At 73.0% G+C, this 22,173-nt stretch carries 20 protein-coding genes and 1 tRNA gene; 1 reads left to right on the top strand and 20 read right to left on the bottom strand.

Annotated elements, in window-relative coordinates:
• Positions 1-66 precede the first annotated feature (66 nt).
• Positions 67-438 (top strand): hotdog fold thioesterase, encoded by a 372-nt coding sequence (locus JSY13_RS06615; protein ID WP_259608150.1) that lies wholly within the window; start codon positions 67-69, stop codon positions 436-438.
• A gap of 61 nt (positions 439-499) precedes the next feature.
• Here the strand turns inward: JSY13_RS06615 and JSY13_RS06610 are convergent, their stop codons facing one another.
• The 20 genes from JSY13_RS06610 to metK form a co-directional block, all read right to left on the bottom strand.
• Positions 500-1,123: an ANTAR domain-containing response regulator gene (locus tag JSY13_RS06610; RefSeq protein WP_259605953.1), complete on the bottom strand. Its 624-nt coding sequence runs from the start codon at positions 1,121-1,123 to the stop codon at positions 500-502.
• 13 nt (positions 1,124-1,136) lie between these two features.
• Positions 1,137-1,222, bottom strand: a tRNA-Leu gene (locus JSY13_RS06605).
• 77 nt (positions 1,223-1,299) lie between these two features.
• A complete protein-coding gene (pyk, locus tag JSY13_RS06600) occupies positions 1,300-2,748 on the bottom strand; it encodes a pyruvate kinase (RefSeq protein ID WP_259605952.1) in 1,449 nt (482 codons plus the stop codon).
• A 56-nt stretch (positions 2,749-2,804) separates the two neighbouring features.
• Complete coding sequence (locus JSY13_RS06595) at positions 2,805-4,271, bottom strand: glutamate synthase subunit beta (RefSeq protein WP_259605951.1); 1,467 nt, start codon at positions 4,269-4,271, stop codon at positions 2,805-2,807.
• A complete protein-coding gene (gene gltB / locus JSY13_RS06590) occupies positions 4,264-8,853 on the bottom strand; it encodes a glutamate synthase large subunit (RefSeq protein ID WP_259605950.1) in 4,590 nt (1,529 codons plus the stop codon). Before gltB ends, JSY13_RS06595 begins: the two co-directional genes overlap by 8 nt.
• A gap of 101 nt (positions 8,854-8,954) precedes the next feature.
• On the bottom strand, positions 8,955-9,956 hold the full coding sequence (gene lgt / locus JSY13_RS06585) for a prolipoprotein diacylglyceryl transferase (protein ID WP_259605949.1): 1,002 nt from the start codon (positions 9,954-9,956) through the stop codon (positions 8,955-8,957).
• Between the two features lie 10 nt (positions 9,957-9,966).
• Complete coding sequence (trpA, locus tag JSY13_RS06580; protein WP_259605948.1) at positions 9,967-10,770, bottom strand: tryptophan synthase subunit alpha; 804 nt, start codon at positions 10,768-10,770, stop codon at positions 9,967-9,969.
• On the bottom strand, positions 10,767-11,978 hold the full coding sequence (trpB, locus tag JSY13_RS06575; protein WP_259605947.1) for a tryptophan synthase subunit beta: 1,212 nt from the start codon (positions 11,976-11,978) through the stop codon (positions 10,767-10,769). The genes trpA and trpB overlap by 4 nt, the downstream gene beginning before the upstream one ends.
• Positions 11,975-12,784 carry an indole-3-glycerol phosphate synthase TrpC gene (gene trpC, locus JSY13_RS06570; RefSeq protein WP_259608149.1) on the bottom strand — a complete coding sequence of 270 codons (810 nt, stop codon included), beginning with the start codon at positions 12,782-12,784 and terminating at the stop codon, positions 11,975-11,977. Before trpC ends, trpB begins: the two co-directional genes overlap by 4 nt.
• A 2-nt stretch (positions 12,785-12,786) precedes the next feature.
• Positions 12,787-13,017, bottom strand: a complete 231-nt coding sequence (locus JSY13_RS06565) for an HGxxPAAW family protein (RefSeq protein WP_259605946.1) — start codon at positions 13,015-13,017, stop codon at positions 12,787-12,789.
• Positions 13,018-13,052: 35 nt separating this feature from the next.
• Complete coding sequence (locus tag JSY13_RS06560; protein ID WP_259605945.1) at positions 13,053-13,673, bottom strand: Trp biosynthesis-associated membrane protein; 621 nt, start codon at positions 13,671-13,673, stop codon at positions 13,053-13,055.
• The gene (gene hisI, locus JSY13_RS06555; protein WP_259605944.1) at positions 13,670-14,008 is read right to left on the bottom strand and encodes a phosphoribosyl-AMP cyclohydrolase; all 339 of its coding nucleotides are present in this window, start codon (positions 14,006-14,008) and stop codon (positions 13,670-13,672) included. The genes JSY13_RS06560 and hisI overlap by 4 nt, the downstream gene beginning before the upstream one ends.
• Positions 14,005-14,766: an imidazole glycerol phosphate synthase subunit HisF gene (gene hisF, locus JSY13_RS06550; RefSeq protein WP_259605943.1), complete on the bottom strand. Its 762-nt coding sequence runs from the start codon at positions 14,764-14,766 to the stop codon at positions 14,005-14,007. The genes hisI and hisF overlap by 4 nt, the downstream gene beginning before the upstream one ends.
• Complete coding sequence (gene hisG, locus JSY13_RS06545) at positions 14,766-15,608, bottom strand: ATP phosphoribosyltransferase (RefSeq protein ID WP_259605942.1); 843 nt, start codon at positions 15,606-15,608, stop codon at positions 14,766-14,768. The genes hisF and hisG overlap by 1 nt, the downstream gene beginning before the upstream one ends.
• A gap of 37 nt (positions 15,609-15,645) precedes the next feature.
• A complete protein-coding gene (locus JSY13_RS06540; RefSeq protein ID WP_259605941.1) occupies positions 15,646-15,909 on the bottom strand; it encodes a phosphoribosyl-ATP diphosphatase in 264 nt (87 codons plus the stop codon).
• On the bottom strand, positions 15,906-16,586 hold the full coding sequence (gene rpe, locus JSY13_RS06535) for a ribulose-phosphate 3-epimerase (RefSeq protein WP_259605940.1): 681 nt from the start codon (positions 16,584-16,586) through the stop codon (positions 15,906-15,908). The genes JSY13_RS06540 and rpe overlap by 4 nt, the downstream gene beginning before the upstream one ends.
• Before the next feature lie 14 nt (positions 16,587-16,600).
• Positions 16,601-17,989, bottom strand: a complete 1,389-nt coding sequence (locus JSY13_RS06530) for an RsmB/NOP family class I SAM-dependent RNA methyltransferase (RefSeq protein WP_259605939.1) — start codon at positions 17,987-17,989, stop codon at positions 16,601-16,603.
• Positions 17,990-18,069: 80 nt separating this feature from the next.
• The gene (gene fmt / locus JSY13_RS06525) at positions 18,070-18,984 is read right to left on the bottom strand and encodes a methionyl-tRNA formyltransferase (RefSeq protein WP_259605938.1); all 915 of its coding nucleotides are present in this window, start codon (positions 18,982-18,984) and stop codon (positions 18,070-18,072) included.
• A gap of 32 nt (positions 18,985-19,016) precedes the next feature.
• Positions 19,017-20,963, bottom strand: a complete 1,947-nt coding sequence (locus JSY13_RS06520) for a primosomal protein N' family DNA-binding protein (RefSeq protein WP_432806391.1) — start codon at positions 20,961-20,963, stop codon at positions 19,017-19,019.
• Positions 20,964-20,968: 5 nt separating this feature from the next.
• Positions 20,969-22,165 carry a methionine adenosyltransferase gene (metK, locus tag JSY13_RS06515; RefSeq protein ID WP_259605937.1) on the bottom strand — a complete coding sequence of 399 codons (1,197 nt, stop codon included), beginning with the start codon at positions 22,163-22,165 and terminating at the stop codon, positions 20,969-20,971.
• Between the last annotated feature and the right edge of the window lie 8 nt (positions 22,166-22,173).

Raw genomic sequence — 22,173 nt, 5'->3', positions numbered from 1 at the left:
CGCTGAGGAGGACGCGTGAGCGACCAGACCCTCTCCCCCGGCCTGGAGTGGGCCACCCGCCGCGGCATGGGCGCGCTGGCGGAGAAGATGGGGATCCGGTTCACCGAGTTCAGCGTGGAGCGCGCCGTCGCGACCATGCCGGTGGAGGGGAACACGCAGCCGGTGGGGCTGCTGCACGGCGGCGCGTATGTCGTGCTGGGCGAGTCGCTGGGGTCGATGGCGGCGAACATGCACGCCGGTCCCGGGCGGCTCGCGGTGGGCGTGGACATCAACGCCACGCACACCCGGTCGGCGACCTCGGGCACCGTCACCGGCGTGTGCACCCCGATCCACCTCGGCCGCACCATGACGGTGCACGAGATCGTCGTCACCGACGAGCAGGGCCGGCGCTGCTCCACGATCCGGATCACGAACCTCATCCGCGACGTCGCCGACTGAGCGACGCGCGCTCAGTCCCCTTCGCACAGCGGACGGGGCTGGACCCCGCCGCCGAGCGGGATCACTGCTTCTTCGGCGCCAGCTGCTCGATGATCGCCTTGGCGACGTCCTGCATGGTCAGTCGGCGGTCCATCGACGCCTTCTGGATCCAGCGGAACGCCTCGGGCTCGGTGAGGCCCATCTTCTCGTTCAGCAGGCCCTTGGCGCGGTCGACGAGCTTGCGGGTCTCGAAGCGCTCGACCATGTCGGCGACCTCGGCCTCGAGCGTGATGATCTGCTCATGCCGGGCCAGGGCGATCTCGATCGCCGGGAGCAGGTCGTTCGGCGTGAACGGCTTGACCACGTAGGCCAGGGCGCCCGCCTCGCTGGCCCGCTCGACGAGCTCCTTCTGGCTGAACGCCGTGAGCAGGACGACCGGCGCGATGTGGTTCTTGTGCAGCCGCTCGGCGGCGCTGATGCCGTCCAGCTGCGGCATCTTCACGTCCATGATCACGAGGTCCGGCCGCAGCTCGGTGGCGAGCTGGACGGCGGTCTCGCCGTCGCCGGCCTCGCCGACGACGTCGAAGCCGTTGTCGCGGAGGATCTCGACGATGTCGAGGCGGATCAGCGATTCGTCCTCGGCGACGACGACGCGTCGCGGGGCGGATGCCGTGGACTGCTCAGGCTGCTGCTCGTGATCGGTCACACAGACATCCTATTGGTGCCGGCGGTGGGACTCGAACCCACACGCCCTTTCGGACAAAGCATTTTGAGTGCTCCGCGTCTGCCATTCCGCCACGCCGGCCCTGGTCGACTCTAACGCACGAGGGGGGCAGGCCGATCGCCTGCCCCCTCGTGCGCGTCCTCGAAGCGCGCGCTCGATCAGAGCCCGCGCTTGTACACCGGGGCGGCGCCGCCGTGCGCGTCGCCGACCTTGTGCACGCGGATGTCGTTGGTGGAGCCGATGATGCCGGGAGGGGATCCGGAGATCACGACGACCTTGTCCCCCTCCTTCGCCAAGCCCGTGCCGAGCAGGTAGTCGTCCACCTGGTGGTACATCAGGTCGGTGTGCTCGACGCTGTCGACCAGGGTGGAGGTGATGCCCCAGGTGAGCGCCATGCGGCGGCGGATGCCGGGCTCGGGCGTGAAGGCGAGCATCGGGATGCGCGAGCGCAGCCGGGACAGCCGGCGTGCGGAGTCGCCGGACTGGGTGAACACGCAGAGGAACTTCGCCTCCACGAACTCGGCGACCTCGAGGGCGGCGAGCGTGATCGCCCCGCCCTGGGTGCGCGGCTTGGTGGTCAGCGGGAGGATCCGCTCGAGGCCGTGCTCCTCGGTGGACTCGATGATCCGGGCCATGGTCTGCACCGCGATCACCGGGTACTCGCCCACGCTGGTCTCGCCGGAGAGCATCACGGCGTCCGCACCGTCGAGCACGGCGTTGGCGACGTCGGAGGTCTCGGCGCGGGTGGGCACCGGGCTGTTGATCATCGACTCCAGCATCTGGGTGGCGACGATGACCGGCTTGGCGTTGCGGCGGGCCAGCTCGACCGCGCGCTTCTGCACGATCGGCACCGCCTCCAGCGGCAGCTCGACGCCCAGGTCGCCGCGGGCGACCATGATGCCGTCGAAGGCGTCGACGATCTCCTCGAGGTTGTCCACCGCCTGCGGCTTCTCGATCTTGGCGATGACCGGGATGCGCACGCCCTCCTCGGCCATGATCTCGTGCACGCGGGTGACGTCGGCGGCGTTGCGCACGAACGACAGCGCGATGATGTCCACGCCGGTGCGCAGGCCCCAGCGGAGGTCGGCCTCGTCCTTCTCGCTGAGCGCGGGGACGCTGACCGCGACGCCGGGCAGGTTGATGCCCTTGTTGTTGGACACCGCGCCGGCGACCACGACCCGGGTCGTCACGACCGTGCCGTCGGTCTCCAGCACCTCGACGCGGACCTTGCCGTCGTCGATGAGCAGGAAGTCGCCGGGCTTGACGTCGTTCGGCAGCCCCTTGAACGTCGTCCCCGAGATCTCCTTGGTGCCGAGGATGTCCTCGGTGGTGATCTTGAAGATGTCGCCCTCGGCGAGCTCGTACGGGCCGCCCTCGAACTTGCCGAGCCGGATCTTCGGCCCCTGCAGGTCGACGAGCACCGCGACCGCCCGGCCGGAGTCCTCGGCGGCGCGGCGCACGTTGGCGTAGTTCGCCTCGTGCACGGAGTAGTCGCCGTGGCTCAGGTTCAGGCGGGCGACGTCCACTCCGGCGTCGATCAGGGCGCGGACCGATTCATAGGTCGAGGTGGCCGGGCCGAGGGTGGCGACGATTTTCGCGCGTCTCAACAGATGTCTCCAGGGTATGAGGGGGATCAGGTACAGGCGGCGCTGCCGCGCTCAGCCTACGCGGGCTGGACGCTCAGCGCGACATCCGTGGGACGCACCGGCGCGGGCAGCACGGTGGTGCCCATCAGGTGCCGGTCGACGGCCGCGGCGACCGCGCGGCCTTCGGCGATCGCCCACACGATGAGCGACTGGCCGCGGCCGGCGTCCCCGGCGACGAACACGCCGGGCACGGTGGTCTGGTAGTCGCCGTCGCGGCGGATCGCCCCGCGGTCGGTGAACTGCGGAGTCGTCTCGCCGTGGTACCCGTCCCGCTCCGGGCCGGTGAAGCCCATCGCGATCAGCACGAGATCGGCCGGGATCTCCCGTTCGGTGCCGCTCTTGGGCACGCGGCGTCCATCCACGAACTCGGTCTCGGCCACGCGCAGGGCGCGCACTTCGCCGGCCGCGTTCGGCAGGAACTCGACGGTCGAGGCGAGGTAGACCCGCTCGCCGCCCTCCTCGTGCGCGGACTGCACCTCGAACAGGTTCGGCATCGTCGGCCACGGCTGGTGCTCCGGGCGCTCGGTGGACGGCTGCCGGCCGATGGCGAGGTTGGTCACGCTGAGCGCCCCCTGCCGGTGCGCGGTGCCGATGCAGTCGGCGCCGGTGTCGCCGCCGCCGATCACCACCACGTGCTTGCCCTCGGCGGTGATCTGGTTCGGCACGTCGTCGCCGGCGACCCTGCGGTTCGATTCGACGAGGTACTCCATCGCGAAGTGCACGCCGTCCAGGTCGCGCCCGGGGATGGGCAGGTCGCGCGGCACGGTCGCGCCGGTCGCGATGACCACGGCGTCGTACCGGGCGCGCAGGCCGTCCCAGCTGAGGTCCTTGCCGATCTCGACGCCGGCGCGGAAGCGGGTGCCCTCCTCCTGCATCTGGCGCAGGCGCGACTCGAGGTGCCGCTTCTCCATCTTGAAGTCCGGGATGCCGTAGCGGAGCAGCCCGCCGATGCGGTCGTCCCGCTCGTACACGGCGACGGTGTGCCCGGCGCGGGTGAGCTGCTGCGCGGCGGCCAGGCCGGCGGGTCCGGAGCCGACGACGGCGACGGTCTTGCCGGTGAGCCGGGCGGGGGGCTGCGGCTCCACCCAGCCGCGGGCGAAGGCCTCGTCGATGATCGAGACCTCGACCTGCTTGATGGTCACGGCGGGCTGGTTGATCCCGAGCACGCACGCGCTCTCGCACGGCGCGGGGCACAGCCGCCCGGTGAACTCCGGGAAGTTGTTCGTGGCGTGCAGCCGCTCGATCGCGGTGCGGTCCTCGCCGCGCCAGGTGAGGTCGTTCCACTCCGGGATGAGGTTGCCCAGCGGGCATCCGGAGTGGCAGAACGGGATGCCGCAGTCCATGCAGCGGCTGGCCTGGCGGCGGAGCACGGCCCGGTCGCCGGGCTCGTACACCTCCTTCCAGTCCATGATGCGGACGGGCACGGGGCGCCGGGCCGGCAGCTCGCGCTCCGTGATCTTCAGGAAGCCTTTGGGATCAGCCACCGGTCACCTCCAGGATCCGGTTCCAGACGACGTCGCCGTCGGGGTCGAGCCCCTCGGCCTCCGCCTCCCGGCGTGCGTTCTGCACCGCGGCGAAATCGCGCGGCACAACCTTGACGAAGTCCGCCTGCGCCGCATCGAAGTCGGCGAGGAGCTCGGCGGCGAGCGGGGATGCCGTCCGCTCGAGGTGCTCCGCGAGCAGGTCGCGCAGCAGTTCGAGGTCGGCGCGGTCGAGCGGCTCGAGCTGCAGCTCGCCGCTGTCCAGCGACTGGGCGTTGATGTTCTCGCGGCGCAGGCCCCGCACGAAGGCGACGCCGCCGGACATGCCGGCGCCGAGGTTGCGCCCGGTCTCGCCCAGGATGACGGCCAGACCGCCGGTCATGTACTCCAGGGCGTGGTCGCCGACGCCCTCCACGACCGCCGTGGCGCCGGAGTTGCGGACCAGGAACCGCTCCCCCACGACGCCCGAGATGAACATCGTCCCCGAGGTGGCGCCGTAGCCGATCACGTTGCCGGCGACGACGTTGCGGTGCGGGGCGAAGGTCGCCGCGCGCGGCGGGCGGATGGTGATGTCTCCGCCGGACAGGCCCTTGCCGACGTAGTCGTTGGCGTCGCCCTCGAGCCGCAGGATGATCCCGGGCGGGAGGAAGGCGCCGAGCGACTGCCCGGCCGTGCCGTGCAGGGTGATGTCGATGGTCTCGCGGGCGAGGCCGTCCGCCCCGAACCGCGCGGTGACCTCGTGGCCGAGCATGGTGCCCACGGCCCGCTCGGTGTTGCGGATCGGCAGCTCGATGACCACCGGCGCCCTGTCCTCGAGGGCCTCGCGCGCCATCTCGATGAGCTGGGAGTCGAAGTGGGCGTCCAGCTCGTGGTCCTGCGGCCGGCCGCTGCGGCGCGGCTCGTCGGCGGGGAACACCGGCCCTTCCAGGATCGGCGTGAGGTCCAGGCCCTCCGCCTTCCAGTGCCGGATCGCGGCGTCCGTGCGCAGCAGGTCGGTGCGGCCGATGATCTCGTCCAGGGAGCGGAAGCCCAGCTCGGCGAGGAGCTCGCGCACCTCCTCCGCGATGAACTCCATGAAGTTCACCACGAACTCCGGCTTGCCCGTGAAGCGCTGCCGCAGCACCGGGTTCTGCGTGGCGACGCCGACCGGGCAGGTGTCCAGGTGGCACACCCGCATCATCACGCATCCGCTGACCACGAGCGGCGCGGTGGCGAAGCCGAACTCCTCCGCCCCGAGCAGCGCGCCGATGATCACGTCGCGGCCGGTCTTGAGCTGGCCGTCCACCTGCACCACCACGCGGTCGCGCATGCCGTTCAGCATCAGCGTCTGCTGGGTCTCGGCCAGGCCCAGCTCCCACGGGGTGCCGGCGTGCTTGAGGGAGTTCAGCGGGCTGGCACCCGTGCCGCCGTCGTGGCCGGACACCAGCACGACGTCGCTGAGCGCCTTCGCCACGCCCGCGGCGACCGCGCCGATGCCGGACTGGCTGACCAGCTTGGTGTGGATGCGGGCCTTCGGGTTCGCGCGCTTGAGGTCGAAGATCAGCTGCTTCAGATCCTCGATCGAGTAGATGTCGTGGTGCGGCGGCGGGGAGATGAGCCCCACGCCGGGGGTGGCGTGCCGGGTGCGCGCGACCCACGGGTACACCTTCTGCGGCGGCAGCTGCCCGCCCTCGCCGGGCTTGGCGCCCTGCGCGAGCTTGATCTGCAGGTCGTCCGCCTCGGTCAGGTACTGGCTGGTGACGCCGAACCGGCCGGAGGCGACCTGCTTGATGGCGCTGCGGCGCTCCGGGTCGACCAGGCGCTCCGGGTCCTCGCCGCCCTCACCGGTGTTGGACTTCGCGCCCAGCCGGTTCATCGCGATCGCGAGCGTCTCGTGCGCCTCCTGCGAGATCGAGCCGTAGCTCATCGCGCCGGTGGAGAACCGCTTCACGATCTCCGACACCGGCTCCACCTCGTCCAGCGGCACCGGGGGCCGCTCCCCCGTGCGTAGCTCGAACAGGCCGCGCAGCGTCTTCAGCTCGCGCGACTGGTCGTCCACGAGCCTGGTGTACTCGCGGAAGATGTCGTACCGCCGGGTGCGCGTGGAGTGCTGCAGCCGGAACACGGTCTCCGGGTTGAACAGGTGCGGCGAGCCGTCGCGGCGCCACTGGTACTCCCCGCCGGTCCACAGCCGCTCGTGGGCGCGGGCCGCGGCGTCCTCCGGGTAGGCGAAGTCGTGCCGCGCCTGGTTCTCGGCGAACACGTCCTCGATGCCGATGCCGCCGAGCTTGGTCTCGGTTCCGGTGAAGAACTCGTCCACGAATTCCTGGCTGAGGCCCACCGCCTCGAACACCTGTGCGCCGGCGTACGAGGACACCGTGGAGATACCCATCTTCGACATGATCTTCAGCACGCCCTTGCCGAGCGCGTAGATGAGGTTCCGCACCGCCTGCTCGGGCGTGACGCCGGTGATGAAGCCGGTGCGCACGAGGTGTTCGACGGTCTCCATCGCCAGATACGGGTTGACGGCGGATGCTCCGTAGCCGATCAGGGTGGCGACGTGGTGCACCTCGCGCACGTCGCCGGCCTCGACGATGAGACCCACCTTCATCCGGTTCTCGTTGCGGATCAGGTGGTGGTGCACTGCCGACAGCATCAGCAGCGACGGGATCGGCACCAGGTCCTTGTTCGAGTCGCGGTCGGACAGGATGATGAACTCCGCTCCGCGTTCGATCGCGGCATCCACCTCGGCGCACATCTCCGTGAGCCGCTCGCGCATGGTGTGCGGGCCGGCGTCGAAGTGGTACAGCCCCTTGATCGTCACGCTGGAGCGGTCGGGCAGGGCGCGGTCGATGTGCCGGATCTTCGCGAGCTCGTCGTTGTCGATCACCGGGAAGTCCAGCGTGACCGTGCGGGCGTGCTCGGGCCCCCAGTCCAGCAGGTTGCGCTCCGGTCCGAGGCCGAGGCGCAGGCTGGTGACGACCTCCTCGCGGATGGCGTCCAGCGGCGGGTTGGTCACCTGCGCGAACTGCTGCACGAAGTAGTCGAAGAGCAGGCGCGGCCGCTCGCTGAGCACGGCGATGGGCGTGTCGCTGCCCATCGCGCCCAGCGGCTCGACCCCGGTCTGCCCCATCGGGGTGAGCAGGATCCGCACCTCCTCCTCGGTGTAGCCGAAGGTGCGCTGGCGGCGGGTGATCGAGGCGGCCGGATGCACGATGTGCTCGCGCTCCGGCAGGTCGGCCAGGCGCACCGCGCCGGCATCCAGCCACTCCTGCCACGGATGCATGGTGGCGAGCTCGCGCTTGATCTCCTCATCCTCGATGATGCGGCCCTGCGCGGTGTCGACGAGGAACATCCGGCCCGGGCGCAGCCGGCCGCGGCGCTTGATCCGCTCCGGCTCGAACTCCAGCACGCCGGTCTCGCTGCCGATCACCACCAGCCCGTCGGTGGTCTCGGTCCACCGGCCGGGGCGCAGCCCGTTGCGGTCCAGGGTCGCACCGACCAGGGTGCCGTCGGTGAAGATCAGCGCGGCGGGACCGTCCCACGGCTCCATCTGGTTGGAGTGGAACTCGTAGAAGGCGCGCAGGTCGGGGTCGAGGCCCGGCTGCTTCTCCCACGCCTCCGGCACCATCATCATGATCGCGTGCGGGAGGCTGCGGCCGGTGAGGGTGAGCAGCTCGAGCACCTCGTCGAACGATGCGGAGTCGCTCGCGCCGGGCGTGCAGATCGGCAGGAGCGGCTTCATGTCGCCGAGCAGCTCGGACTCCAGCTGCGACTGCCGGGCGCGCATCCAGTTGCGGTTGCCGCCGACGGTGTTGATCTCGCCGTTGTGCGCCAGCATCCGCAGCGGCTGCGCGAGCGGCCACGACGGGAACGTGTTCGTGGAGTACCGCGAGTGCACGACCGCGAGCTCCGAGGCGAAGCGCTCGTCCTGCAGGTCGGGGTAGAACGGCTCCAGCTGCAGGGTGGTGACCATGCCCTTGTACCCGAGCGTGCGGGCGGACAGGGTCACGAAGTAGGCGCCGAGCTCGTGTCCGGCGCGCTTGCGGAGCCGGTACGCGATCCGGTCCAGCGCGATCCCGGACGCCGCCTCCCGGTCACCGGCGGCGGGACGGGAGACGAACAGCTGCTCGAAGGCCGGGCGCGCCTCGTCGGCGAGCTTGCCGAGGTGCTCGTTCGCGGTGGGCACGACGCGCCAGCCGAGGACGGTCAGGCCCTCCTCGCGGGCGATCCGCTCGATGCCGGCCTTCTGCTCGCGGCGCGCGCTGGAATCGCGCGGCAGGAACGCCAGTCCCGCGGCGTACTGTCCCGCCGGGGGCAGCGGGAAGGACACCACGTCGCGCAGGAACGCGTCGGGCATCTGGGTGAGGATGCCCGCGCCGTCGCCGGTGCCGGCGTCGGAGCCGATCGCCCCGCGGTGCTCGAGGTTGCGCAGCGCCTGCAGGGCGAGCGCGATGATGTCGTGTCCCGGCGTGCCGCGCAGGGTCGCGACCATCGCCAGGCCGCAGGCGTCCTTCTCGTGCGCGGGGTTGTACAGCCCCTGGGCTGCGGGGAACCGCTGGCCCACCGGCTGTGCGGGGTCGTTCGTGTGGCGGCTGGAAGCCATGCTGCCGTCCTCGGTCGGGTCTTGGTGCACAAAGGACGTCGTCGGCCTGCGCAGTGCGGGCGGGGGATCCCACAGACGGAACCGCGCCTCAGGGGCGGGTGTCAGCTGGTGGGAGCGGCGCTTGTGGCGGTGTCCCCTGCTTCGATGTCGCCGGCCGGAGGCTCACTCACGTCGACGTACTCGCTGGTGTTCTGTGATTGTACATGCACGGACTCGGGTGCTCGCCCTGGCATGTACGGCGAGGGCTCGCGGCCCGGGTGACGGCGCGTCTGCACGATCAGGATGACGACGCCGACGACGACCCCGAGGATCGCGGCCCACACGTTGCTGCGCAGGCCGAGGATGACCTCGCTCGGGTCGATGCGGATGGACTCCCAGACGATGCGGCCCGCGCTGTACCAGATCAGGTAGCAGGCGAACAGCTTGCCCCACTGCAGCTTCAGCCGGTGGCCCAGCCAGAGCAGCACGATCACGCCGAGGCCGTTCCAGACGACCTCGTACAGGAAGGTGGGGTGGAACAGGGTGTCCTCGGCCAGGCCCGGTGGGAACGCCGGGTTGTCCGGGTCGATCTCCAGGCCCCACGGCAGGTCGGTGGGAAGGCCGAACAGCTCCTGGTTGAACCAGTTGCCGAACCGCCCCACGGCCTGCGCGAGCAGGAGGCCCGGCGCGAGGGCGTCCGCGAAGGTCCAGAACCGGATGCCGGTCCACCGGCACCCCAGCCAGGCGCCGACGGCGCCGCCGAGCAGCGCGCCGAAGATGGCGATGCCGCCCTCCCAGATCGCCCACACCGAGCCCGGCTCGAACGGGTTCCAGGTGTTCTTCCCGGGGCCGAAGTAGAAGTTCGGGTGGGTGAGCACGTGGAAGATCCGGGCGCCGATGATCGCCAGCGGCACGGCCAGGATCGCGATGTCGATGACCACCCACTTCTCCGCGCCGCGGCGGGTGAGGCGATGGTTCGTGATCAGCACCGCCGCGATGATCCCCGCGATGATGCAGAGGGCGTAGAAGTGGATCCGGAGCGGGCCGACCTCGATGAAGCTGATCGGCGGGCTCGGGATGCTGGCGAGCACGCCCGGGACGGTGCTGTGAAGCGCGAGGGACATGAGAGCGATTCTAGTTTCCTGTTCCGAAGCGCGCCGACGGCGTACCGGCCGCCAGCGCCCTGGTGGTGTCGGCGAGGCCGTCCAGGCCGCCGTCGCGGAGGGCGCGGACGAGGGCGGTGCCCACGATGGCGCCGTCGGCGTACTCGACGACGCCGGCCACCTGCTCCGCGTTCGAGATGCCGATGCCGACGCACGCGCGGGACGCCCCGCGGTCGCGCAGCCGCTCCACGAGCGTGCGGGCGGCGCGGTCGAGCGCGGCGCGCTCCCCGGTGATGCCCATGGTCGACACGGTGTACACGAAGCCGGTGGAGGAGGAGATGACCAGATCGAGACGCTCGTCGGTCGAGGTCGGCGCGGCGAGGAAGATCCGGTCCAGGCCGGTGCGCCTGCTCGCCGCGATCCACTCCCCCGCCGCCTCGGGCGTGATGTCGGGGGTGATCAGCCCTGCCCCGCCGGCGGCGAGGAGGTCGTCCGCGTACCGGTCGACGCCGTACTGCAGCACCGGGTTCCAGTACGTCATCACCACGACCGGGACGTCGGTCTCGGCGGTGATCGCGCGCACGGCGGTGAACAGGTCCCGCATCCGGAAGCCGTTCGCCAAGGCGTGCTGCGTCGCCTCCTGGATGATCGCACCGTCCATCACCGGGTCGCTGTAGGGCGGCCCGAGCTCGATCACGTCCACGCCGTTGCGGGCGAGGGTGAGCGCCGCCTGGATGCTGGTGTCCAGGTCGGGGTAGCCGACGGGCAGGTAGCCGACGAACGCGCCGCGGTCGGCGTCGTGCGCGCGCCGGATGGCGTCCTCGACGCGGGTCACGGGGTGCTCTCCACGTCGTACAGGTGGAAGTACCGAGCGGCGGTGTCCATGTCCTTGTCGCCGCGGCCGGAGAGGCAGACCGCGATCAGGCCGTCCGGGCCAAGCTCGCGCCCGATCCGCAGCGCGCCGGCGAGGGCGTGCGCGGACTCGATCGCCGGGATGATCCCCTCGGTGCGGCTGAGCAGGCGCAGCGCCTGCATGGCCTGGTCGTCGGTGGCCGGGATGTAGGACGCGCGGCCGATGTCCGCCAGCCACGCGTGCTCGGGGCCGACGCCCGGGTAGTCCAGGCCGGCGGAGATCGAGTGCGACTCGATGGTCTGGCCGTCCTCGTCCTGCAGCACGTAGGTCTTCGCGCCGTGCAGCACGCCCGGTCGTCCTCGCTCGATCGAGGCCGCGTGCCGCGGCGTGTCCACGCCGTCGCCGGCCGCCTCCACGCCGTACAGCTTCACGTCCTCGTCGTCCAGGAACGCGTCGAACATGCCGATCGCGTTCGACCCGCCGCCGACGCAGGCGACGACGGCGTCCGGCAGCCGGCCGGCCTCCTCCAGCAGCTGCGCGCGGGCCTCCTCGCCGATGATCTTCTGGAAGTCGCGCACCATCGCCGGGAACGGATGCGGACCGGCGGCGGTGCCGAAGATGTAGTTCGTGGTCTCCACGGAGGCCACCCAGTCGCGGTACGCGTCGTTGATGGCGTCCTTCAGGGTGCGCGACCCGGTCCGCACCGGCACCACCTCGGCGCCGAGCAGCCGCATCCGGGCCACGTTCAGCGCCTGCCGCTCGGTGTCGACCTCGCCCATGTAGATGGTGCAGTCCAGGCCGAACAGGGCGGCCGCGGTCGCCGTGGCCACGCCGTGCTGGCCGGCGCCGGTCTCCGCGATCACGCGGGTCTTGCCGAGCCGCCTGGTCAGCAGCGCCTGGCCCAGCACGTTGTTGATCTTGTGCGAGCCGGTGTGGTTGAGGTCCTCCCGCTTGAGGAACACCCGGGCGCCGCCTGCGTGCTCGGCGAAGCGCGGCACCTCGGTCAGCGCGGACGGGCGCCCGGCGTAGGAGTGCAGCAGCCGGGCGAGCTCGTCGCGGAAGGCGGGGTCGGTGATCGCCGCCTGGTAGGCCTCCGCCAGCTCGTCGATCGCCACGATCAGCGACTCGGGCATGTACCGTCCGCCGAAGTCGCCGAAGAACGGCCCCGGCTGGTCGCGCAGACCGCTCATGTCGCCTCGCTCCGCTCTGTCCGCACCTTCTCATCCCCGGCCGCGAGGAACGCCTGCAGGGTGGCCACCGGGTCGCCGGTGACCAGGGCCTCGCCGATGAGGACGACGTCGGCACCGGCACGGCGGTAGTGCGCCACGTCCGCCGGGCTCAGCACGGCCGATTCGGCGATCCTCACGGCCGTGTCCGGGATGCGCTCCGCGAGCCGGCCGAACAGGTCGCGGTCCAGCTCCAGGGTCTTCAGGTCGCGGGCGTTGACCCCGATCAGCTCGGCGCCGAGGTCGATCGCCACCTCCAGCTCCTCCGCCGAGTGGGTCTCGGCGAGGGGGGTCATCCCGAGCTGCCGGATCAGGTCGTACAACTCGCCCAGCACGCGCCGCTCCAGCCCCGCGACGATCAGCAGCACGAGGTCGGCGCCGGCGGCGCGGGCCTCGAACACCTGGTACGCGGTGGCGATGAAGTCCTTGCGCAGCACGGGCACGCTCACGCGCGCGGTGACCGCCTCGAGGTCGGCGAGGCTGCCGCCGAAGCGGCGTTCCTCGGTGAGGACGCTGATGGCGGAGGCGCCGCCCTGCTGGTACAGGGCGGCCTGGTGAGCCGGGTCGGGGATCTCGGCCAGGGCGCCGCGCGAGGGGCTGGCGCGCTTGACCTCGGCGATGATCTTCACCCGGTCGGCGGGCGCGAGGCCGGCCAGGGCGTCCCGGGCCGGCGGGCGCGCGAGGGCGTCGCGCTCCACCGCGGAGAGCGGCCGCGCCTGGGCGCGACGCTCGGCATCCTCGACAGCGCCGGCCGTGAGGTCGGCGAGCACCATCAGTGACCCTTCGGCGTGTACTTCGGGCCCTTCACTCCGTACCCGGCCTTCGCGAGGATCCACCCGATCAGGGCGCCCAGCACGATCACCGCCGCAGAGATCCAGACCAGCGTGACCTGCCCTAAGCAGAACGCGATGGTGCCGGCGGTGAAGCCGATGAGCATGATCACGACAGCCGTCCAGGCAGCAGGCGAGTGTCCGTGTCCGGGGTCGGCGATCGAGTTCGTCATGTTCTCCTCCGTGGGAAAGCGGGCGTCCCGACAGTCTATCGGGCTGTGGGGTCGGTCCCGTGCGACATGTCGTCCCACGAGTCGACCGGGTCGAGGGGGCCGGAGCGGCGGGGCGCCCCGGCATCCGTGCGGTACCGGCGGCCGCCGCCGCGCCAGCCGCGCGCGGTGGCGGCGGTGAAGACGGATGCCGCCAGCAGCAGCACCCAGCCGGCCAGGGCGATCGCGGGCCACGCGGTCGGGTCGACCGCGGCCACCAGATCGCGCAGCGCCTGCTCGCCGGCGAGGCCGGTCGCCTCGGTCACCGCGGGGGCGACCACGGACAGCGGCGGGTCGGCGACCAGGGGGGCGGTCGCGACGGCGAGCACCACGGCGGCCGCGGCGCCGAGCGCGGCGAACGCGTACCGCAGCGCCGACCCCGCGATCGACAGGGCCGCGCCCAGGGCCAGCACGGCGAGGGACAGCGGGGCGAGCAGGGGGACCGCGTCGGCTCCGGCGACGGCCAGCGGCTCCCCGGCATCCGTCCGCGCGGCGGTGAGCCAGGTCTGCGTCGAGGACACGACGCCCACGGCGCCGGCGAGCAGGAACCCGGCGACCGCCGCGCCCCTGCCCCCGGCGCGGAGGCCGCGGGCGCGCAGACCCCGGGCCGGCCGGCTCATGCCGGCTCGCCGCCGAGCGGCAGGTCGCGGCCGTCGAAGCAGGTGCGGGTGCCGGTGTGGCAGGCGGGGCCGATCTGGTCCACCGTGAGCAGCACGGTGTCGCCGTCGCAGTCCAGCTGCACGCCGCGGACGTGCTGCACGTGGCCGGAGGTGTCGCCCTTGCGCCAGTACTCCTGGCGGGAGCGCGACCAGTACACCGCGCGTCCGCCGGTGAGGGTGCGTCGCAGCGCCTCCTCGTTCATCCAGGCGAGCATGAGCACCTCGCGGGTGTCCCACTGCTGCACGACGACCGGGACCAGGCCATCCGCGTTCCAGCGCACGCGCTCCAGATTCACCGGACGGTCACCCCCGCGGCGCGCAGCGCGTCCTTGACCTCGCCGATGGTCAGCTGCCCGGTGTGGAACACGCTGGCGGCGAGCACGGCATCCGCCCCCGCCTCGATCGCCGGCGGGAAGTGCGCGACCTCGCCGGCGCCGCCCGAGGCGATCACCGGGACGGCCGAGACCTCGCGCATCCGGCGCACCAGCTCGAGGTCGAACCCGTCGCGGGTGCCGTCCGCGTCGATCGAGTTCACCAGCAGCTCGCCGGCGCCGCGCTCGATGGCCTCGCGCGCCCAGGCGAGGGCGTCCAGCGAGGTCTCGGTGCGGCCGCCGTGCGTGGTGACCACGAAGCCGGACGGGGTGTGCTCGGAGCGCTTCACGTCCAGGGACAGCACCAGCACCTGCGCGCCGAAGCGGTCGGCGATCTCGCCGATCAGCTCCGGGAGGGCGATCGCGGCGGAGTTCACGCCGACCTTGTCGGCGCCCACCGACAGCAGCCGGGCGACGTCGTCGACGGTGCGCACCCCTCCCCCGACGGTGAGCGGCACGAACACCTGCTCCGCGGTGCGCTGGACCACGTCGTAGGTGGTGGCGCGGGCGTCCACGGTGGCGGTGACGTCGAGGAAGGTGATCTCGTCCGCGCCCTGCGCGGCGTAGTGGGCGGCCAGCTCGACAGGGTCGCCCATGTCGCGCAGGTTCTGGAAGTTGACGCCCTTGACGACGCGGCCGCCGGCCACGTCCAGGCACGGGATGACGCGTGCGGCGAGGGCCATCACAGTCTCGCCGCGTGGATCTCGGTGACCAGGATCGCGCGGGCGCCGAGCTCGTAGAGCGCGTCCATGACCTTGTTCACCCGACGGCGCGGGATCATCACGCGCACGGCCACCCACTTCTCGTCGCGCAGCGGGGAGATCGTGGGCGACTCGCGGCCCGGGGCGATCGCCACAGCCTGGTCGACGAGGTCGGCGGGCAGGTCGTAGTCGAGCAGCACGTACTGCCGGGCGACCATGACGCCGCGCAGCCTGCGCAGCAGCGTGTCGGTGCCCTCGGCCTCTCCGGGCCGGCTGATCAGCACGGCCTCGGACTCGATGATGACCGGGCCGAAGATCTCCAGACCCGCCTGGCGCAGCGTGGTGCCGGTCTCCACGACGTCGGCGATCACGTCGGCGACGCCCAGGCGCACGGCGGACTCGACGGCGCCGTCCAGCGGCACGAGGTGGGCCTCCACGCCGTGCGCGCGCAGGAAGTCGTCGACCAGGCCCGGGTAGGCGGAGGCGACGCGGACGCCCTGCAGCTGCTCGATCGAGCTGAAGCGGCCGGGAGGGCCGGCGAAGCGGAAGGTGGAGCGGGCGAAGCCCAGCGCCTCGATCTCGCGGGCGTCCTGCTCGCGCACGTCGCGGAGCAGGTCGCGGCCGGTGATGCCGACGTCGAGGGCGCCGGAGGCGACGTAGGTGGCGATGTCGCGCGGGCGCAGGAAGAAGAACTCGACGTCGTTGTCGGCGTCGATGAGGTGCAGGGTCTTGGTGTCGCGCCGGCCGGCGTAGCCGGCTTCGGCGAGCATCTCGGCGGCGGTCTCGGACAGCGAGCCCTTGTTGGGAACGGCGATGCGGAGCATGGGGGTCTTTCGGGTCGATCGAGCGGGGACGGCCGGATCAGAGATGTCGGTACACGTCCTCGAGCTCGAGGCCCTTCGCAAGCATGAGCACCTGCAGGTGGTAGAGCAGCTGGGAGATCTCCTCGGCGGTCTCCTCGTCGCTCTGGTACTCGGCGGCCATCCACACCTCGGCGGCCTCCTCGACGATCTTCTTGCCGATCGCGTGCACGCCGCGGTCGAGCTGCGCCACGGTGCCCGAGCCCTCCGGCCGGGTCCGGGCGGTCTCGCTCAGCTGGCCGAACAGCTCGTCGAAGGTCTTCACGATTCCAGGCTAGCGGCTCGCGCACGGGCCCGGAGACCGCCGATCGCCGCCTCGATGTCGTCCGCGCCGTACACCGCGGAGCCGGCGACGAAGGTGTCCGCCCCGGCGGCGGCGGCCTGCGCGATGGTGTCGGCGGAGATGCCGCCGTCGACCTGCAGCCACACGTCCGACCCGCGGCGGCGCGCCTCGTCGCGCAGGGCGCGCAGCTTCGGCATCGTCTCGGCCAGGAAGCCCTGGCCGCCGAATCCGGGCTCGACGGTCATCACCAGGATCTGGTCGAACTCGTCGAGGATGTCGTACAGCGCCTCCCCCGCGGTGCCGGGCTTGATGGCGACGCCGGCGCGGGCGCCGATGTCGCGCAGCCGTCGCGCGAGGGCGACCGGGTCGGCGGCGGCCTCGAGGTGGAAGGTGACGCTCGCCGCGCCCAGCTCCGCGTAGCCGGGGGCCCAGCGGTCGGGGTCGGTGATCATCAGGTGCACGTCGAGCGGGATCGGGCTGGTCTGCTGGATGCGCTCGACCATCTGCGGGCCGAAGGTGAGGTTCGGCACGAAGTGGTTGTCCATGACGTCGACGTGCACGAAGTCGGCGGTCGCGATGCGGGCGAGCTCGGCCTGCATGTTCACGAAGTCGGCGGCCAGGATGCTGGGGTTGATGCGCGGCGGGTCGGGAAGGCTCACCCGTCTATCCTGCCTCAGTCGCGTCCCGCGCCGTCGCGCGGCCGCCCGTCCCGCCGCAGCAGAGCGAGGAACATGGCGTCGGTGCCATGCCGGTGCGGCCACAGCTGCACCCGGCCGGTGCCGTCGGAGGCGAGGTCGATCGGGCTGCGGGCGAGCCCGGCGACGACGGCGCGGGCGTCCAGCTCGGTCACGTCGGTGCGGCCGCGGAGCACGTCGGCGACGACGCCGGTGGTCTCCGCGAGGTGCGGCGAGCAGGTGGCGTAGGCGACGATCCCGCCGGGTGCGAGGGCGTCGAGCGCGGCGTCCAGCAGTCCGGTCTGCAGCGCGACCAGCTCGGGCACGTCGGCCGGGGTCTTCCGCCAGCGCGCCTCCGGGCGGCGGCGCAGGGCGCCCAGGCCCGTGCACGGCGCGTCCACGAGAATGCGGTCGAAGGCGCCCGGATGCCGCGCGGCGAGCATCCGTCCGTCCTCCTCGTGCACCGGCACGTCCACCGGCAGCGGGCGCAGCGCCTGGCGGACCAGGCCCGCCCGCGCCGGCACCACCTCGTTCGCCTCCAGGCGGGCGCCGTGCCGCAGCGCCTCCGCGGCCAGCAGCGCCGTCTTCCCGCCCGGCCCGGCGCACAGGTCGAGCCACCGCTCCCCCGCCCGGACCGGCGCCGCGGCGGCGAGAGCGAGGGCGACCAGCTGCGAGCCCTCGTCCTGCACGCGGACGGCGCCTTGCGACGTGAGGACGACCGCGCGGGGGTCGCCGCCGGGCGAGCCGAACGCGGTGGGCGCATAGGGGCGGCGCGGCTCCCCGGGCTCGGCGAGTCCGGGCAGGGCGGCGAGCGTGGCCTCGGGCGAGGCGTTGTCGGCCTCGAGCAGGGCGTCCAGCTCGTCCGCGCGGTCCTCGGCGGCCAGCGCGCGGCGCAGGGCGCGGATCACCCACACCGGGTGGGCGGTGCGCAGCGCGAGCCGTTCGTCGTCGGAGCGGGCGCTGCTCTCCACGACCTGCTGCCAGTGCTCGGGGGCATCGCGGGAGATCCGCCGCAGCACGGCGTTCGCGAAGCCGGCGGCGCCGCGCCCCTGCGCGGCGGCGAGGTTGACCGACTCGTTCACAGCGGCGTGGCCGGCGACCCGGGTGGCCAGCAGCTGGTGGGCGCCCAGGCGGAGCGCGTCGAGGACGGCCGGGTCGATGTCTGATGCTGGGCGGCCGGCGGCCGCGGCGATGATCGCGTCGTAGGTGCCGCGTCGGCGCAGCGTCCCGTAGGTGAGCTCGGTGGCGAGCCCCGCGTCCTGCGCGTCCAGGCCCGCCTCGTCGATCAGGGCGGGCAGCAGGAGGTTGGCGTAGGCGTCGGAGTCGCTCACCGCGCGGAGCACGTCGTACGCCACACGGCGGGCCGGCTGCACGGTGCGATCGTGCACGGTGCGATCGACGTTCCCGCCCCGGTTCCCGCCCCGGCCCCGGTTTCCGTTCCCGCCCCGGGTCCCGTTCCCGCCCCGGTTCACGATCCCGCCCTCACCGGGGTGCGCAGGCCGCGCCACCAGTCGCCCGCCGCCATGGCAGCCTTGCCGGCGGGCTGGACGCGGCGCACCTCGAGCGGCGCGGTGCCGGTGCCGACGAGCACGTGCTGCCGTCCCGCGGCGATCTCGCCGGGCGCCAGCGGCACGGCGTCCCCGGCGGGGGCGGCGTCGAGGATCTTCAGCCGGGCGCCGTCGACGGTGGTGTGCGCGCCGGGTTCCGGGGTGGTGCCGCGGAACCGGGCGTACACCTCGGCGAGCGGGCGGGTCCAGTCCAGGAGCCCGTCGGCGAGGGTGAGCTTGGGTGCGAGCGTGTGCGGCCCCGACTGCGGCACCGCGACCGCGGTGCCCGCGGCGATGGCGTCGACCACCTCGGCGGTGATCCCGGCGCCCGCCTCGGCCAGCACGCCCAGAGCGGTGGCGGCGGTGGCATCCGGCGGCACCGGGACGGGCCGGGAGGCGAACACGTCGCCGGCGTCGAGCTCCGGCACGAGCTGGAAGACGCTCACGCCGAGTTCCTCGTCACCGGCGATGAGCGCGTGCTGCACCGGGGCGGCGCCGCGCCAGCGCGGCAGCAGGGAGAAGTGCAGGTTGATCCAGCCGTGCGTCGGGGCGGTCAGCAGCGGGGCGCGCACCAGGCCGCCGTACGCGACGATCACGCCGAGGTCGGGCCGCAGCGCGGTCACCTTCGCGGTGGCGTCCGCGTCCAGCCGGGCGGCGCGGATCACCGGGATGCCGAGCCCGGCAGCGGCCTCGGCGACCGGGGACGGGGCGAGCACCCGCTTGCGGCCCAGCGGCGCGTCCGGCCGGGTGACGACGGCGGCCACCTCGTGGGCCGCGGCGAGGGTGCGCAGGGTGGGGACGGCGACGGCCGGCGTGCCGGCGAAGACGAGGCGCATGAAGGTGCTCCGGTTCGGATCGCGGGATCGGGTCAGATCTCCGGTTCGAGGATATCGAGGTGCACGGACAGGGTCGCCCTGCCCCTGCCGCCGGTGCGGTCGCGTCCGCGCCGCGCCAGCGTGGCGTCGGCGATCACGGCCGCGCGCAGTGCCGCGGCCACCGCGGGCCCTGCCCCGTATCCGAACCGCACCAGGGCGCGGACCCGGCCGTCCTCGTCCACCGGAACAGGCCCGAGCACGGCCTCGCCGTCGACGCCGATCCCGCGGAGCGCGTCGAGGGCGCCGCGCACGGATGCCGAAAGCCCGTCGACCTGCGCCACCCGCACGGTCGGCGGCATCCGCAGCGGTGCGCGCGCCTGCAGCTCTCCGCGCGCATAGGCCGGCTGCGTCCAGGTCGCCAGCGCCCGCGCGACCGGGCCGTCCACCCCGACCAGATGCACCGGGGCGCCCGGGGCGGCGAGGGCGGCGGCGTTCGACCACCACCGCAGGCAGGACTCGCCGATCCGCAGCTCCGGGGCCTGCAGCATCCGCGCCCCGTCCAGCAGCAGCACCGCGCGGTAGCCGCCGTCGGCGAGCGGCTCGGCGCCGCGGGTGGCGATCACGAGCGCCGGCTTCGCATCCACCCGCTCGACCGGGTGGGTGCCGTCCGAGACGATCACCCGCACGCCAGGGAAGGCGCGTCCCAGCTCGTCGGCGGTGCGCTCGGTGCCCGAGGAGGCCAGCCGCACCTGCTCGGAGGAGCAGTGCGAGCATCGCCAGGCGTGCGCCGCGCGGCCGCACCATCCGCACACCGGCACCGCGCCGCGGCGCCGGGCGCCGAGCGGGCCGCCGCAGTGGGCGCAGCGCGCCGGCGCCCGGCAGGTGGCGCACACCAGGGAGGGCGAGAAACCGGGTCGGGCCACCTGCACCAGCACGGGACCCTCCGCCGCCGCGGCGCGCGCGGCGGCGTACGCGCTGGATGGCAGCCGCTGCGCGGCCTGCTCCAGCTCCTGCGGCGTGCTCAGCACCACCCGCGGCAGCACCCGGCGGGTCGCGGTGATCTCCCGCAGCCAGCCGTGCTCGACGAGCCGCTGCGCCTCGGAGGTGCGGGTGTGCCCGGCCAGCAGCAGCGCCCCGCCCTCCTGCTCCTGCCGCAGCAGCGCCGCGTCCCTGGCGTGCACGTACGGCGCCAGCGGCTCGGCGAGCAGCGGATCGCCGTCGTCCCACAGGGCGACCAGGCCCGCCTCGACCGGCGCGTACACCGCGGAGCGGTTGCCGACGACCACGCACGGGCGGGACTCCAGGGTGCGCAGGAAGGCGCGGTACCGGTCCGGGTTCGCCTGCCGGGCGTCGTGCCGGACCACGGCCTCCTCGGGGAGCAGCTCGGCCAGCGCCGCGAGCAGCCGGTCCTGGTCGCGGTGGTCGGGCACCACGAGCACGGCGGAGCGCCCGCCGGCGAGGACCGCGGTCGCCGCGGCGGCGAGCATCCGCGCCCACTGCGGCATGCCGTCGTCCAGCCCGGGCACGGCCTCGACGGCGGCGCGGCCGCCCTCGGCGAGCACGGCTTCCAGGCCGTCGTACCCGGCGAGCACCGCTCGGGCGCGCTCGGCCGCATCGGTGAGCGGCACCGGGGCCTCCTCCTCCGGGCGCCACGCCTTCTCCACGCGCACCTGCCGTTTCGGGATCGCCAGCCGCAGGATGTCGGAGGCGGAGCCGGCGGCGCGGTCGGCGGCGCGGCGGGCCAGACGGTACAGCCGGTCGGGCATCACGGCCACCGGGGAGACGACGCTCTCCACCGCGGACAACGGGCGTGCGGCATCCGTCTCCTCCGCGATCCCGGCGACGTAGCCGTCCACGACCCGTCCCGCGGTGCGCAGCGGCACGCGCACCCGCACGCCCGGGGTCACCGGGCCGAGCTCCGCCGGCAGGGCGTAGTCGAACAGCCGGTCCAGCTGCGGCAGCGGCGAGTCGATGACCACCCGCGCGATACGCCGGGTCACGGCGGTCAGCGTCCGGCGGCGCGGCGCAGGGCGTCAGCGCGGTCCGTGCGCTCCCAGGTGAAGTCGGGCAGCTCGCGGCCGAAGTGGCCGTAGGCGGCGGTCTGGGCGTAGATCGGGCGGAGCAGGTCGAGCTCCTCGATGATCGCCTGCGGGCGCAGGTCGAACACCTCGGTGATCGCCTTCGTGATCACCTCGTCCGGGACCGTGCCGGTGCCGAAGGTCTCCACGTACAGGCCGACCGGCCGGGCCACGCCGATGGCGTAGGCCACCTGCACCTCGGCGCGGGAGGCGAGGCCGGCGGCGACGACGTTCTTCGCCACCCAGCGCATGGCGTAGGCGCCGGAGCGGTCGACCTTGGACGGGTCCTTGCCGCTGAACGCCCCGCCGCCGTGGCGGGCGGCGCCGCCGTAGGTGTCGATGATGATCTTGCGGCCGGTGAGCCCGGCGTCGCCCTTCGGACCGCCGGTGACGAACGGGCCGGCCGGGTTGATGAAGTAGGCGAGGCCGTCGGCGAGGTCCAGTCCGGTCTGCTCGAGCACGGGGTCGATCACGCGCTCGCGGACCAGCTCCTTCAGCTCCTCCTGCGACACGTCCGGGTGGTGCTGGGTGGACAGCACGACCGCGTCGACGGTCTTCGGGGTGAACCCGTCGTAGCCGAGGGTGACCTGCGTCTTGCCGTCGGGGCGCAGGAACGGCAGCACGCCGGAGCGGCGCACCTCGGTGAGGCGCTCGGCGATCCGGTGCGCCGTCCACGCCGCCATCGGCATCAGTTGCGGGGTCTCGTCGGTCGCGAAGCCGAACATGATGCCCTGGTCGCCGGCGCCGAGCGCGTCGCGCGGGTCGGTGGAGCCGCCGTCGCGGTGCTCCTGGGCCTGGTCCACGCCGTGCGCGATGTCGCTGGACTGCTCGCCCACCGACACGCTGACGCCGCAGGAGGACCCGTCGAACCCGGTGTCGCTCGAGGTGTAGCCGATGCCGTTTACGACGTCGCGCACGATCGTCGGGATGTCGACGTAGCCCTCGGTGCGGATCTCGCCCGCCACGTGCACGAGGCCGGTGGTGACGAGCGTCTCGACGGCGACGCGGGAGCCGCGGTCGACGGTGAGCAGGCCGTCCAGGATGCTGTCCGAGATCTGATCGCAGATCTTGTCGGGGTGACCCTCCGTGACGGACTCGGAGGTGAACAGGCGCAGAGCGCTCATCGAAGCAC

Source organism: Microbacterium neungamense (assembly GCF_024971095.1).
In the GTDB taxonomy this organism is placed as follows: Bacteria; Actinomycetota; Actinomycetes; order Actinomycetales; family Microbacteriaceae; genus Microbacterium; species Microbacterium neungamense.
This window is presented reverse-complemented; position numbering and strand designations above follow the sequence as displayed.

Excerpts from the sequence above, each read along its gene's own strand:
- hisG (WP_259605942.1), bottom strand. The coding sequence starts at position 15,608 with ATGCTCCGCATCGCCGTTCCCAACAAGGGCTCGCTGTCCGAGACCGCC.
- trpB (WP_259605947.1), bottom strand. The coding sequence starts at position 11,978 with ATGAGCGGTCTGCGCGACCAGCCGGGGCCGTTCTTCGGCGACTTCGGC.
- metK (WP_259605937.1), bottom strand. The coding sequence starts at position 22,165 with ATGAGCGCTCTGCGCCTGTTCACCTCCGAGTCCGTCACGGAGGGTCAC.
- JSY13_RS06560 (WP_259605945.1), bottom strand. The coding sequence starts at position 13,673 with ATGAGCCGGCCGGCCCGGGGTCTGCGCGCCCGCGGCCTCCGCGCCGGG.
- JSY13_RS06565 (WP_259605946.1), bottom strand. The coding sequence starts at position 13,017 with ATGACGAACTCGATCGCCGACCCCGGACACGGACACTCGCCTGCTGCC.
- hisF (WP_259605943.1), bottom strand. The coding sequence starts at position 14,766 with ATGGCCCTCGCCGCACGCGTCATCCCGTGCCTGGACGTGGCCGGCGGC.
- lgt (WP_259605949.1), bottom strand. The coding sequence starts at position 9,956 with ATGTCCCTCGCGCTTCACAGCACCGTCCCGGGCGTGCTCGCCAGCATC.
- gltB (WP_259605950.1), bottom strand. The coding sequence starts at position 8,853 with ATGGCTTCCAGCCGCCACACGAACGACCCCGCACAGCCGGTGGGCCAG.
- fmt (WP_259605938.1), bottom strand. The coding sequence starts at position 18,984 with ATGCGCCTCGTCTTCGCCGGCACGCCGGCCGTCGCCGTCCCCACCCTG.
- JSY13_RS06615 (WP_259608150.1), top strand. The coding sequence starts at position 67 with ATGGGCGCGCTGGCGGAGAAGATGGGGATCCGGTTCACCGAGTTCAGC.